This window comes from Streptomyces sp. NPDC058880, assembly GCF_042742535.1.
Lineage (GTDB): Bacteria > Actinomycetota > Actinomycetes > Streptomycetales > Streptomycetaceae > Streptomyces.
This window is the reverse complement of sequence record NZ_JBHYMC010000040.1, coordinates 1-13,033: the sequence shown is the minus strand read 5'-3', so window position 1 is coordinate 13,033 and position 13,033 is coordinate 1. Positions and strand designations below refer to the sequence as shown.

Sequence of the window (13,033 nt, the reverse complement as noted above, 5' to 3'; positions counted from 1 at the left end):
GCCGCATCCGCGGGGTTCCGGAGTCCTTAGTCCCGGGCGCGGTGCGCGGGACGGTCCGGGGGCGTCTAAGGCGCTGACCGGGGCCTGTGCGGCGGCCGGGGCCGCGATCCGCCGGACGGGCCCTACCCCGCCGCCTTCGGGACGGCCAGGAGGAGGTCGAAGTACATGAGGACGAAGAGCAGTACCCCGAGTGCGCCCAGGCCGATGGCGGCCCAGGAGACGGACCGCACCCAGGCGGGGAGGGTGCGCTCGGGGGTGCCGAAGGCGGGGAGGGCCAGCACGAAGGTGGCGATGATCAGGGCGAGGGCCGAGAAGACGCCGTTGACCATCGCGGTGGTGTGCCAGGGGTTGACGAACTGGGCGGCGATCTGCGCGTTCGCGTCGGCCGCCTGGCTCAGCTCCAGGCGGGCGGCGATGCTCGCACGCTCGGAGACGATGCCGGCGACCCAGCTCCCGCTGAGGGCGACCACGGAAAGACCGGCGGAGACGATCGCGAAGGCAGCGGAGCCGACCTGGCTCGGCTGCTCCACGTCGGCTTCCTCCTCGCGGAAGTCGTCGTCGAGCTCGTCGTCGAGTTCGGAGCCGGCGAGCGCCGTGGCGGGGTCGGCCGTCGCGGCAGGGCCGGCGTCGGCCTGGGCAGCGGCGGCTCGGGGGGTCCCGCTCGTGTCGGGGCCGACCGGGGTGTCGGCCTCGGCGGCGTTCGGGGCGGGGGTCTTCGTGGTGTCCATGCGGGGCACCGTAGGGGTCGCGTCTGAGAGTTGCCTGAGGATCCGGTGGCCGTGCCCGTACCGGACCCCGCGGCCGGCGGGGCCCGGGTTGCGTGCCTCAGGAGGTGCGGGCGTCCGCCCACTCGCGGGCGAGGATCGACCACACCTCGGTGTCCTGGCGGACCCCCCGGTGGAGGTAGTTCTCCCGCAGGACGCCCTCGCGGGTCATGCCGAGGCGTTCGGCGACGGCGAGGCTCTTCTTGTTGCCGGTGGCGGCGTGCCACTCGACGCGGTGCATGCCGCGCTCGGCGAAGGCGTAGTCGATCAGGACCCGGCAGGCCTTGGTCACCAGGCCGCGGCCGGCCGCGGCGGGCTCCAGCCAGCAGCCGATCTCGCAGTTCCCGCCGGCGGCGTCGAAGTTGGGGAAGAGCACGCCGCCGACGAGGGTGCCGTCGAGGCGGATGCCGAAGAACCGGGCGCCGTCCTCACCGGCCTTCACGGCGTACTTGGCCAGGAAGTCCCTGGCGGAGTCGACATCCGGGGACCGGTCCGGGAAGCCGACGTACTGCCCGATGAACTCGCGTCCGCGCTCGATGTGCGCGTAGAACTCCTCCGCGTGCCGGGCCTCCAGCGGGAACAGCTGGGCGCCTTCGGCGAGGTCTATCGAGAACATGCGGCTTCTTCCTTGGGTCTCGTGCGGCGGTACGCCGGATCACCGGGAGGCTGGCGCGGGCTCGGCGTCGTCCTCGCTCGTGGCGGGGACGACGCCGGACCGCTGTGCCGGAAGTTTCGCATGCGGTCGGTGTTCTGGGGGCTCGATGCTGATTCGGGGCAGTCGCCGGTCGAGCCAGGCGGGCAGCCACCAGTTGGCGCCGCCGAGCATGTGCATCAGGGCGGGGACCAGCAGGGTGCGCAGCACGAAGGCGTCGAGGGCGACGGCCGCGGCGAGCGCGATGCCGAACATCGCGATGATCCGGTCGCCGCTGAGCACGAAGGCGAGGAAGACGGAGATCATGATGACGGCGGCCGAGTTGATGACCCGGCTGGTCTCGGCGAGGCCGACGCGTACGGCTCGCCTGTTGTCGCCGGTCTCCAGCCATTCCTCGTACATCCTGCTGACGAGAAACACCTGGTAGTCCATGGAGAGTCCGAAGAGCACGGACACCATGATCACGGGCAGGAAGGGTTCGATGGGGCCGGCGCTGCCCAGGCCCAGCCGTTCGCTGCCCCAGCCCCACTGGAAGATCGCGACGACGACGCCGAAGGAGGAGGCGACGGCGGTGACGTTCATGGCCGCCGCCTTCAGCGGGATGCCGATGGACCGGAAGGCCAACAGCAGCAGCACACAGCCGAGGGCGATCACCACGGAGACGAAGAGCGGCAGCTTGCCGATGATGACCTCGGCGAAGTCGTCGTAGGCGGCCGTCACGCCGCCGACGTGGACTTCCATGGAGTTGCCCTGGCCGGCGCGCGGAACGACGTCCTGGCGGAGGGTGTCGACGAGGTCGCTCGTGGCCCTGGACTGCGGGGCGGAATCCGGTACGACGGTCAGGACGGCCGTGTCGCCGCTGCGGTTGAAGACGGCGGGACCGGTGGAGGCGACGCCCGGCGTCGTGCGGAGCGCCTGCGCCAGCTGGTCCACGGCGAGCCGGTCTCCGGCGCCATCCAGGCGGGCGACGACTGTGAGCGGGCCGTTGGCACCGGGCCCGAAGCCCTCCGCGAGCAGGTCGTAGGCCTGCCGGGTGGTGGAGCCGGCGGGGTTGTTGCCCTGGTCGGAGGTGCCCAGGTGCAGGGAGAGGGTGGGCAGGGCCAGTACCACCATGACGGTGGTGGCGACGGCACCGAGCAGCTTGGGGCGGCGCTCGACAAAGGCGGACCAGCGGGCGGCGAAGCCCGAGGTCCGGTCGGGCTGCGGGCCCTCGGCGGCGAGCCTGCGGCGTGCACGGCCGGAGAGGGCGCGCATCCCGATGAAGGACAGGAGTGCCGGCAGCAGGGTGACCGAGGCGGCGACGGTCAGGACGACAGTCACGCACGCGGCTATCGCGACGCCGTTGAGGAAGTTCAGCCGCAGTACCAGCATGCCGAGCAGTGCGATGCAGACGGTGGCACCGGCGAAGACGACGGCCCGGCCGGTGGTGGCGACGGCGCCGACCGCCGCCTCTTCCACCGGAAGGCCCCTCGCGAGGCCCTTGCGATGCCGGGTGACGATGAACAGCGCGTAGTCGATGCCGACGCCGAGACCGATGAGGGTGCCGAGCATCGGGGCGAAGTCGGCGACCGGCATCGCATGCCCGAGCAGGGTGATGCCGAAGTAGGCGGTGCCGACGCTGACGAGGGCGGTCGCGATGGGCAGCAGGCTCGCGGCGAGCGAGCCGAAGGCGAGGTAGAGGACGAGGGCCGCGACGGCCACGCCTATGACCTCGGCGAGGTGCGCGGTCGGCGCCTCGGTGAGCTGGATGGCGCGGCCGCCCAGCTCGACCTGGAGTCCGTCTGCCTCGGTGGTGGGGTTCTTCGCGGTGTCGACGACCGCCCGGGCCTGTTCGCCGGGTACGGAGTCGGCCGGCTGGTCGAAGGTCACCACGGCGTAGGCCGTGCGACCGTCGGGGCTGATGCGCGCGACACTCTCGGGGCCGGGTCCGTAGGGTCCGGCGACCGACCCGACACCTGGCAGTGCGGCGACGGCGTCCAGTGCCCGGGTCATGCGCTGCTCGATGTCCGGGGTGCGTGCGCTCTGATGCTCCGGGGCCCGCCACACGATGGTGTCGGTATCGCCGCCCTGTCCGTGGAAGCCTTCCCGCAGGAGGTCGTTCGCCTTCCCGGACTCGGTGCCGGGAACCTCGTAGTTGTTGGAGAACGCCGCTCCGGCGGTCACTGCGGCCGCCGCCGTCCCGCCGAGGGCGAGCAGCCAGATCAGGACGGCGAGGAGGCGGTGGCGCATGCACCACCGCGCGAAGACTGCCAACGGACGTGCTCCCTGGTGGGTTCGGATCTTTACCGGGAGACAGCCCGTCGCAAAGAACGCGTGAACTCGTGAAGGCCCGGCCGAAGGCCCGGAGGGTCGCCCCGCGGTTCGGCCCAGATGGTCTGCAACCCCCACGATCTCAACGTTTCGTGATCGTTGGCCGTTTTCGTGTGCATCATCACAGCAGGGCCGGGGGTGCGCGGGAACTCAGTTCCCGGCGGGGGCCCGGCCGTGGGCCTCCGGGGACGGAGCGTCGGCCCGGTCCCCGGGCTCGTCCACCCGGTAGCCGGGAATCGAGGGCCAGCGGACGGTGAGGACGACCGCGTCCTCCTCCGCGTACCAGGAGTGGTCGACGCCGCGGCCCCAAAGCACGTAGTCCCCTTGTTCATCCAGGACGACGGTCCGGCCCGGGAACTCCAGCCGGAAACGTCCGCTGATCAGGACCAGCAGAGCGGTGCGCTTCTCGGCGGTCGCCCAGCGCTCCCGTCGTTCGCCCCGGGGGTGCACCCCCCATTTGATCTCCACGTCCTCGCTGTGACGGGGATCGGCCGGGTCCTTGAAGTGGCCGAGGAGCCAGCCGCGGTCGGCGGCGGCGTCGGGGGCGGCCTTGCCGGTGTAGATGGTGAGGTCGTCGTTCACGCTGGTGAGGCTGTCGTTCACGCTGGTGAGGCTAATGCAGTTGCTCGGGCCGGCCGGACGGTGGTGGGCTGGGCGGATGAGGATGGATCTTGATGAGCTGCTGAGGGTACGTGCCCGCTACGACGCCGAGGTGCGTCTCGGTGCCGGACCGGACGGCGGGGACGCCCTCGTGGAGCGGGTGGGCCGGGTCGTCCGGCAGAGCGTGCCCGGCCTCGGGTGGAACGGCGTCCTCTGGTCGGACCTCGACGAGGAGACCGCGGATGCGCAGATCGCGGCGCAGGTGGCGTTCTTCGCCGAGCGCGGCTGCCCCGATTTCGAGTGGAAGCTGTATACGCACGACGGGCCGGCGGACCTCGGGGACCGGCTGCGGGCAGCGGGCTTCGTACCGGAGCCGCCGGAGACTCTGATGGTGGGCCGCGTGGCCGAGCTCGCGCGCCTGCCGGTGGAACCGCCGGAGGGGATCACCCTGCGGGTGGTGACGGACGAGGCCGGCGTCGACCTGATGATGGAGGTCCACGCCGGGGCCTTCGGTACCGAGCGGCCCCGGATCCGCGAGGCGCTGCTCGGTCGCCTGCGCGACGAGCCGGAGACCGTCGCGGCGGTGGTCGCGATGGCGGGCGACACCCCGGTGAGCGCGGCCCGGATGGAGATGCGGCCGGGAACGGCCTTCGCCGGCCTGTGGGGCGGCGGCACGATCCCGCGATGGCGCGGCCGGGGCGTCTACCGCCTGCTGGTCGCCCACCGTGCCCGCGTGGCGGCGGAGCTCGGCATCCCCTACCTCCAGGTGGACGCCTCGGACGACAGCCGCCCGATCCTGGAACGGTTGGGCTTCGGGGTCATGGGCGTGACCGTGCCGTACATCTGGACGCGTCCCGGCCGGGACGCGGCCTGAGGCCGCTCCGACCGACCGGCCGGCCGGCCGGAGGATGAGGAGGAGGATGTGGCTTCCGCAACACAGGGGCCGACGGGCAGGATCGCGGGCATGGAACGCATCAGCCCGCCCCTGACCGGGGACGAACGCGAGACCCTCCGCGCCTTCCTCGACTACCACCGGGCCACCCTCGCCCGGAAGTGCGAGGGCCTCACCGACGAGCAGTTGCGCCGTGCCTCGATGCCCCCGTCCGCCCTGTCCCTGCTGGGCCTGGTACGGCACATGGCCGAGGTGGAACGGCACTGGTTCCGCCGTGTCGTCGGCGGCGAGGAGCTCCCGCACCTGTGGTCGGACCGCCATGACTTCCAGGCCGCCTACGACGCCTCCGGCGCCGGCCGGGCCGAGGCGTTCACCGCCTGGCAGGAGGAGGTCGGGCACGCGCGCCGGATCGAGGCGGCCGCCGAGTCCCTGGAGGTGACGGTGTACGTGCCGCGCTGGGAGGAGGAGGCGTCGCTGCGCCTCGTCATGCTCCACCTCGTCCACGAGTACGCCCGCCACAACGGCCACGCCGACCTCCTGCGCGAGGCGATCGACGGCGTGACCGGGGTCTGACGGCCGTCGGGCCCGGGCCCGACCACTGGCCTCGGACCACAGACCTCGGACCACAGACCTCGGACGTCACGCCTCGGACGTCAGGCCGCGCGCCAGTAGCCCAGGCCGTTCACCCGCTGCCTGGGCAGGCCGAGGTCCTTGCGCAGGCAGGTCGTGAGGGCGCGGGTCGTGGCCGTGTCGCAGGCCAGCCATACGTACGCCGTTCCCGGGTCCCCGAGCAGTTCCGGAAGCTCGGCCCGGACCCGGTCGGCCAACGCCGTGCCCTCGCGCGGCACCCGGCGGATGTCGTGCCGCTCCCCGTCCAGGCGTACCGGCAGCTCCGCGTCGGAGGCGTGCCGGGTCTCGAACCAGATGGTCGCGGGCAGGCCGGGGAAGGAGTCCAGCAGCGAGTTGACCGCCGGCAGGGAGGCGGGGTCGCCGATGACCAGCAGGCGTTCCGGGGGCGGGGCCGGGGCGGTGAACCCGGTGCCCTGGACGGTGGCCTCGATGGTGTCGCCCGGTCGGGCGCGCCGCGCCCAGGCGCTGGCGACGCCGTCGTGGAGCGCGAACTCGAAGCAGAAAGTGCCGGTCTCGGGATCCGGGTCGACCAGCGTGTACGCGCGCTGGTGCGGCTTGCCCGCGTTCCGGAACCAGACTCGCACCCACATCGTCGGGTGCAGCGACGGACCGACCGCGGCCAGCAGCCCGCCGTCGGTGAAGGACACCCGGCGGTAGCGCTCCGTGACGTCTTCCGCCCCGGTCACCGTGAAGGTGAAGTCCTTGCCCCTCAGCAGCCTGAGGACCACGCCCTCCCACCCTTTGCCGACCGCCCTGTTCGCCCCTCCCCACCCGACCCCTACACTTAGGGAAGGCTAACCTAAATACACGTCGGGGAGAGTGTGAGCAGCGTGAGCAGTGAGAGCGGCCCGGAGCCGTACCCGGGCGTCCGGAGCGGGCCCGGCGGGCGGACCCCGGAATCCTATGACGTCTTCCGCGACCCCTGGGGCATCCCCCACCTGCGCGCGCCGGACGAGCTCGGGCTGGCCTACGCCCAGGGCCGCGTCACCGCCTTCGACCGCGCCTGGCAGCTGGAGGTCGAACGGCACCGCGCCGAGGGCTCCAGCGCCTCCTTCCTGGGCCGGGAGTCCGTCGCATGGGACCGCTTCGCCCGCCAGAGCCGCCTGGCCGACACCGCCCGCCTCTGCCACGAGGCCCTGGTGGCCGACGATCCGGCGACCGCCGCCTGGCTGCGCGCGTACGTGGACGGCGTCAACGAGGGCCTGGCCGCCGGCGCCGCCCGCGACGAGCACTTCGCCCGGACCGGCCTCGCCCCCTCGTCGTGGGAGCCATGGGTGCCGCTGGCGATCTGGATCGCCACGCACATCCTGTTCGCCGGCTTCCCCACCAAGCTGTGGCGCGAGCGCGTGGCCCGCGCCCTCGGCGACGAGACGCTCACCCTCTTCGCCACCGACGGTCCCCGCATCGCCGGCAGCAACGGCTGGATGGTGCCGGGCGAGCGCACCACCACCGGGGCGGCGATCATCGCGGGCGACCCGCACCGCTTCATCGAGGACCCGGGCGTCTACCAGCAGATCCGCCTGTCCTGCCCGGACTACGACGTCCTCGGCCTCGCCGTCCCCGGCATCCCCGGCCTCGCGCACTTCGGGCACACCGGCTCCGCCGCCTGGGCCATCACCAACGCCATGTCCGACTACCAGGACCTGTACGTCGAGCGGCTGCGCCGCGACGAGGAGGGCGCCGTCGAGGCGCTCGGCCCGGACGGGGCCTGGGAGCCGGTCGCGCGCCACACGGAGACCATCACTGTGGCGGGCGGCGCCGACGTCGAGGTGGAGGTCCTGGAGACCGCCCGCGGGCCGGTGATCGTGCACGCGGACGGCGACCTCGGCGCCGACCCCGCAGCAGGCGCCGCCGACCCCGGACGCGCCGACGGCAGCACGCAGACCCTCTCCCTGCGCTACCCGCCCCGCGTCCGCCGCGACCTCGGCTTCGCCGCCCTGCCCGCCCTGCTGCGCGCCCGTACCGTCGCCGACATCGACCGCGCCCTCGATGGCTGGGCCGAGCCGGTCAACGTCGTCCACGCCGCCGACACCGAAGGTGGCCTGCTGCACCGCGTCGCGGGTGCCGTGCCGCTGCGCCACCCCGCGAACCGGCTGCGCCCCGTGCCCGCGTGGGAGCCGGAGCACGCCTGGCGGGGCTGGGCACCGACCCCAGCCGAGCCCGTGCAGGGCTTCGCCGTCATGGCGAACGCGCGCGGCATCGCCTCTCCGCTCGGCGTGGAGTTCGCACCACCGCACCGCGCGGACCGCATCCGCGAGCTGCTCAGCGGCTCCGCGGACTGGTCCCCGACGGCGATGGCCGACGTGCACCGTGACACCCATCTGGCCTCGGCCGAGCCGCTGCTCGCCCTGCTGCCCGCCTTCGAGGGGCTGTCACCGGCCGCGCGGGAACTGCGCATGCGATTGCTCTCCTGGGACCGGCGCATGGAGGCCGGGAGCACCGACGCCGCCGTCTTCTCGGCCTTCCGGACCGCGACCGTACGGCGCCTCGCCGCCGACCCGGTCTTCGCGGACCTGGCGGGCGCGCCCGCCGGACCGGCCGTGTTCCACCCGTGGCTGCACCTGGTTCCCAAGATCGGTTACGCGCTCGAAGGCCTGCTGAACAGCTCGCTGCTGCCGGAGCTGGACCGTGCCGCGCACGTCCGCGCGGCCCTGGAGGAGACGGCTGCGGCGGGCTCCCTCGACGTCCCGTGGTCGCAGGTCCACCGCCTGGCCCCCTGGCAGGCGGTCCCCGACCCGGCCGGCCCGGAGTGGCCCGGCCTCGGCGGCGATCACGACTGCGTGAACGCCACTTCCTCCGTGCCCGGCTTCACCGACCTCACCGCCCGCGCTTCGGCCGCCCGTTACGTCTGGGACCTGGCCCGCCGCGAGGACAGCCTCTGGGTCGTCCCGCTGGGCGCCGACGGCGTCGGCGGGACCCCCCATCACCACGACCAGCTCCCCCTGTGGGCACGCTGCGAACTCGTCCCGGTCGTCACCGACTGGACCCGGCTCACCAAGGAATCGATATGACCACCGCCGCCTCCGCGCGACAGCCCGTTCACACGCACCTCGTCGAGGGCTTCGGCACCGTCACCTTCACCCCGGTCGATCCGGCCGCCGACGCCGGTCTGATCCACGCCTGGGTCACACCGGAGCGGGCCCGCTTCTGGGGCATGGGCGGGGCCAGTCGCGAACTGGTCCAGGAGATCTACGAGGACGTCGACCGCCGCACCACGCACCACGCGTTCATCATGGCCCGCGAGGGCGTGCCGGTCGCGCTGCTCCAGACGTACGACTGCGCCGAGGACCGGATCAGCGAGTGCTACGACGTCGAGCCCGGGGACGTCGGCGTGCACCTGCTGATCGGCCCGAGCGAGGACGGCCCGCAGCCCGGCTTCAGCGGGAACCTGATGGAGGCCCTCATCGCCTTCGTGTTCGCCGATCCGGCCAGCCGCCGCATGGTCGCCGAGCCGGACTCCCGCAACACCAAGGCGATCACGCGGCTGGAGCGCACCGGGTTCGTGCTCGGCCCGGAGGTCGTCCTCCCGGAGATCGACCTGCCCGAGGTCCACCTCCCCGCCAAGCCGGCCCGCCTCGCCTTCCTCAACCCGCCGCGGGCTCGCTGAGGAAGGCGGTGACCAGCGCCGCCCATTCGGCCGGGCGCTCGGCGAACGGGAGGTGCCCGGTGGGCAGTTCCGCGAGCCGGGCACCCGGCAGGATGTGCGCGAGTTCTCGCTGGAGGCCGGCCGGGACGAGGAGGTCCTGCGTGGTCACGACCACGAGGGCCGGGACGTCGAGCGCCGCGATCTCGGCCTGCAGGTCCGCCCCCCGGATCAAGGCGGCGTGGTCCGCCTGGCCCGGCGGCAGCGTCCGGGCGGTGTCCCGCACCAGCTGCCGCACCTCCTGCGCGGAGAGGCCCTCCAGAACCGCAGGATTCAGCACGAGCGGGACCAGCAGCGAGGCCGCCAGGTCGGGCTCACCGCGGTCGGCGAGGGCCCTCCAGAGATCACCGGCCAGTTCGAGGCGGTTGTCGGCGCGCGCGAAGGTGGCCGTCAGCACCAGCGCGGTGACCCGGTCGGGATACCGCGTGGCGACCCGGACGGCGACGTTCCCGCCGAGCGAGTAGCCGAGTACGGCGAACCGCTGCAGCCCCTCGGCGTCGGCGGCGGCCACCAGCTGGTCGGCCAGCTCGTCGAGGAGGAGCGGCGCCTCGGCCCGCGGGGTGGCGCCGGCACCCGGGTAGTCGACGCCGACGACGCTGAATCGGGCGGCCAGCTCGTCCAGGACCGCGCCGAAGTTGGCTTCGACGGAGCCGCCCGCGCCGTGGGCGAGGAGCAGGCCGGGGCCACCGCTCTCGGTGCGGACGGTGCGCGCATACGCCGCGGCGCCGGCTCCGGAGCGGACGGCGTCGGAGCGGACGGCGTCGGTGTTGACGGACATGGAGATACCCCCGATTTCCCTAATGATCGATACAGAAAAGACCGTACCCGATTTACCTAGCGACCGCTACAGAAACCCGGGCGGGTACGGATCCACCGTTTCGATTGCCGTACCGATTCCGGCCACGCCAGACTGACCCCCACTCAACACAGGGCAGCTGGGGGGAAATTGACCAGCCAGAATCTGCACATCGGGCCGGACGCGGCAGCGGACCGCTACCGCCTGCTCAGGTCGATCGGGCGCGGCGGGGAGGCCGTGCTCTACCTCGCGGAGATCGAACTCGCCGGCGGGTCGGAGCCCGTGGTCGTCAAGGTGCTCGACTCCAGGACGACCATCACTCCCGAGGTCTTCGACCGCATCAGCCAGAAGTGGAACGAGCAGGCCGAACTGCTGAGATTCGTCCACCGGCCCGGTGTCGTGGGAGTGCGGGAGCACTTCGAAGGACCGCCGATCCACCGGCCCGGGGAGTCGTCCACCCTGACCGGGCGGGCGCTCGTCCTCGTCATGAACCACATCGACGGGCTCGACCTGCGGGACTGGCGCGCCGAACGGACGCTCGCCACCGCCGCAGAGCGGCGCGACGTCATGCGGACCCTGGAACAGCTGGCCGAGGTACTGGACTGGCTGCACTCGGGCAGGGCCACGCCCTCCGGGCGGCAGGTCGTCCACGGCGACCTCTCCCCCGGCAACGTGATGGTCGACGCCCACGGGCAGGCCACCCTGGTGGACTTCGGGCTCAGCAAGCTGACCGCCGACCACCAGACGGCGGAGGTCTGGTTCACCCCGGGCTACGCGGCACCCGAGGTGTTCGAGGGCAAGCGGACCCCGGGCACCGACCGGTACGCCTTCGGGGCGATCGCGTACTTCCTGCTCAGCGGAGAGTCGCCGCCCGCCTCTCCGCAGCAGCTGGCCCATGCGATGGCCGAACTGCCGCAGATCGCACTGCTGGACGCCGAACAACGGGCCCGGATCACGGCCCTGTACGCGGAGGAGCCCTCCCGGCGGCCCGTGAACCTGGCCGGGTGGATGAAGGACGTTCGGCGCGCCGTGGTGTCCACCACGACGACGTCCACGGCATCGCGGCGGGCGGCCCTCCAGGACTCCCCGCCCCAGCCCGCCGCGCCTCCCCTGCCCACGGCGGCCCCGGCGGTTGCCGCGGCGCCACCACCGCCCGCCTACCGTCCGACCGCGCCCGACCCGGCCGCGCCCGACCCGAGCGCTGCGGAGCCGCCCACGGCGCCGCTGACCGCTCCCGAGCCGGCTCAGCAGGCCACGGAGCCCGCACCCGTACCGGCGCCCGCACCGGCACCGGCGGCCTCGGTGCCGACGGGGTACGGACCCGCGTACGACCTCTCCCCGGCCCCGCCCGCGCAGGCGCAGGCCGCCGCGCCGCAGAAGAAGAGGAAGCGGCGGGCCGGTCTGGTCCTGGGCTCGGCGCTCGCCGTGGTCGTACTCGCCGCGGGCGCGGTCGTCGGTGTGAAGCTCCTGGGCGACAAGGGCCAGGAGGACAACACGGCGAGCGGGAAGCCCGGCGGGGCGAGCGCGCCGCAGTCGCCGGAGCCCGCCCCCTCCGCGGCCTCGCCGACCCCGTCCGCGGATTCCACGACGGACGGTTCGGCCGCCGGGGCCCCGGCCACCCCGGAGGGCTCCGCCGGCCCGCACGCTCCGGGAGAGGTCAAGGACAGCAACATCGCCGACCTGACCGTGCTGTCCTCCGTGGGCGGCGCCGACAACTTCGAGGTCGGCTCCGCGAAGCTGAACACCACGGAGTACGGAGCGGCGCTGCTCGGCAGCTGCTACTACAGCGCGGCGATCGAGTACGACGTCAACAGGGCCTGGTCCACCCTGGAATTCACCGCCGGCATCGACGACGGCTCGACGGTCGAGCAGGCACGGCTGACCATCTCGGTGGACGACAAGCCTGCGGTGTTCTCCGAGCTGGTCCACCTGGGCAAGCCGGTCACCAAGTCCCTGGACATCAAGGGCGCCCTGCGGCTGCGCATCAAGGTGGAGGAGGGCTGCAAGGGCCGCAGCAACGCCGTTCTGGCAGCGCCCCTCCTCAAGCGCTGACGGAGCCGGTCCCGTCCGACACCCCGAGGTCGGCCCGCATGGCCGCACGCATCTCCCGGAGCAGGCCCCAGATCTCCTGCTGGGCGGCGGAGACCGCGGCCATCGTCTCGCCCTCCTCGGGGGCGCCCCGTTCCAGGCGCTTGACCTGGCCGTAGACCCTGCTCAGGGCGTGGTTGACGGCGCTCGCGGGTCCGAGCACGGCGTCCGGGGCGATCATCTGCGCCTCGGAGTAGCGGTCGCGCTGGGCGTTCTTGGCCTCGTCGAGCACCTCCCGGTCCGCGTCCTCGACCGGGCGCTCCCGCAGGACATGCAGATGCCGGTTGAGCGCGGTGGTGAACTGCCGGGCGTCCCGGTTGAGGTCCGCGTAGCAGCTCCGCCGCAGCGTCAGACGGTCGCGGATCTCCTGATGGCCGCGCAGGATCTCTATCTCCCGGCGTTTCGCCCGCTCCGCCCCGCGCTGGGTGAGCAGCGCCGCGCCCAGGGTGCCCACCACACCGACGACCGCGATGACCATCGCACCGATCTCCACGCGCAACTCCCCCGTTCCTCCGCCGGACGTGGTCGTCCAGTGTGCGGGAGACGACCGGGGCCCCGCACCTCTTGGGTTCTAGCGGTCCTCGCAACACCCGCGATCTGTGGGAGTTGCGAGGACCGTGGGCGTTGAGCGTGGTGATCTTTCGGGGTTGCGGGAGCG

General features: G+C 72.9%; 12 protein-coding genes. 5 read left to right on the top strand and 7 right to left on the bottom strand.

All coding sequences use genetic code 11. The features are described from left to right. Positions 1–122: 122 nt before the first annotated feature. The 4 genes from ACFW2G_RS21735 to ACFW2G_RS21720 form a co-directional block, all read right to left on the bottom strand. Positions 123–728 carry a hypothetical protein gene (locus tag ACFW2G_RS21735; protein ID WP_384582336.1) on the bottom strand — a complete coding sequence of 202 codons (606 nt, stop codon included), beginning with the start codon at positions 726–728 and terminating at the stop codon, positions 123–125. A 97-nt stretch (positions 729–825) separates the two neighbouring features. Beyond that, entirely contained in the window at positions 826–1,380 is a 555-nt protein-coding gene (locus tag ACFW2G_RS21730) for a GNAT family N-acetyltransferase (RefSeq protein WP_037928153.1), read from the bottom strand. 39 nt (positions 1,381–1,419) lie between these two features. Next, a complete protein-coding gene (locus tag ACFW2G_RS21725) occupies positions 1,420–3,669 on the bottom strand; it encodes an MMPL family transporter (protein ID WP_384582334.1) in 2,250 nt (749 codons plus the stop codon). A 207-nt stretch (positions 3,670–3,876) separates the two neighbouring features. Further along, positions 3,877–4,329 carry a signal peptidase I gene (locus tag ACFW2G_RS21720; RefSeq protein WP_384451662.1) on the bottom strand — a complete coding sequence of 151 codons (453 nt, stop codon included), beginning with the start codon at positions 4,327–4,329 and terminating at the stop codon, positions 3,877–3,879. A 61-nt stretch (positions 4,330–4,390) separates the two neighbouring features. Between ACFW2G_RS21720 and ACFW2G_RS21715 the strand changes: the two genes are divergently transcribed. Both ACFW2G_RS21715 and ACFW2G_RS21710 read left to right on the top strand, forming a co-directional pair. Then, positions 4,391–5,200, top strand: a complete 810-nt coding sequence (locus tag ACFW2G_RS21715) for a GNAT family N-acetyltransferase (protein WP_384582332.1) — start codon at positions 4,391–4,393, stop codon at positions 5,198–5,200. A 90-nt stretch (positions 5,201–5,290) separates the two neighbouring features. Continuing rightward, the gene (locus ACFW2G_RS21710) at positions 5,291–5,791 is read left to right on the top strand and encodes a DinB family protein (RefSeq protein WP_037928145.1); all 501 of its coding nucleotides are present in this window, start codon (positions 5,291–5,293) and stop codon (positions 5,789–5,791) included. An 80-nt stretch (positions 5,792–5,871) separates the two neighbouring features. Here ACFW2G_RS21710 and ACFW2G_RS21705 read toward each other — a convergent pair whose 3' ends face one another. Next, positions 5,872–6,576, bottom strand: a complete 705-nt coding sequence (locus ACFW2G_RS21705; RefSeq protein WP_384451669.1) for a siderophore-interacting protein — start codon at positions 6,574–6,576, stop codon at positions 5,872–5,874. A 201-nt stretch (positions 6,577–6,777) separates the two neighbouring features. Here ACFW2G_RS21705 and ACFW2G_RS21700 point away from each other — a divergent pair, with 201 nt between their 5' ends. Beyond that, complete coding sequence (locus tag ACFW2G_RS21700; RefSeq protein WP_384582386.1) at positions 6,778–8,859, top strand: penicillin acylase family protein; 2,082 nt, start codon at positions 6,778–6,780, stop codon at positions 8,857–8,859. Further along, positions 8,856–9,455, top strand: coding sequence for a GNAT family N-acetyltransferase (locus ACFW2G_RS21695; protein ID WP_384582329.1), 600 nt, complete (start codon positions 8,856–8,858; stop codon positions 9,453–9,455). Before ACFW2G_RS21700 ends, ACFW2G_RS21695 begins: the two co-directional genes overlap by 4 nt. Here ACFW2G_RS21695 and ACFW2G_RS21690 read toward each other — a convergent pair. Next, on the bottom strand, positions 9,433–10,269 hold the full coding sequence (locus ACFW2G_RS21690) for an alpha/beta fold hydrolase (protein ID WP_384582327.1): 837 nt from the start codon (positions 10,267–10,269) through the stop codon (positions 9,433–9,435). The genes ACFW2G_RS21695 and ACFW2G_RS21690 overlap by 23 nt on opposite strands. Before the next feature lie 168 nt (positions 10,270–10,437). Here ACFW2G_RS21690 and ACFW2G_RS21685 point away from each other — a divergent pair, with 168 nt between their 5' ends. Continuing rightward, a complete protein-coding gene (locus tag ACFW2G_RS21685; protein ID WP_384582325.1) occupies positions 10,438–12,339 on the top strand; it encodes a protein kinase in 1,902 nt (633 codons plus the stop codon). Here the strand turns inward: ACFW2G_RS21685 and ACFW2G_RS21680 are convergent. Continuing rightward, on the bottom strand, positions 12,329–12,868 hold the full coding sequence (locus tag ACFW2G_RS21680; RefSeq protein ID WP_236647827.1) for a hypothetical protein: 540 nt from the start codon (positions 12,866–12,868) through the stop codon (positions 12,329–12,331). The genes ACFW2G_RS21685 and ACFW2G_RS21680 overlap by 11 nt on opposite strands. Positions 12,869–13,033: the final 165 nt, after the last annotated feature.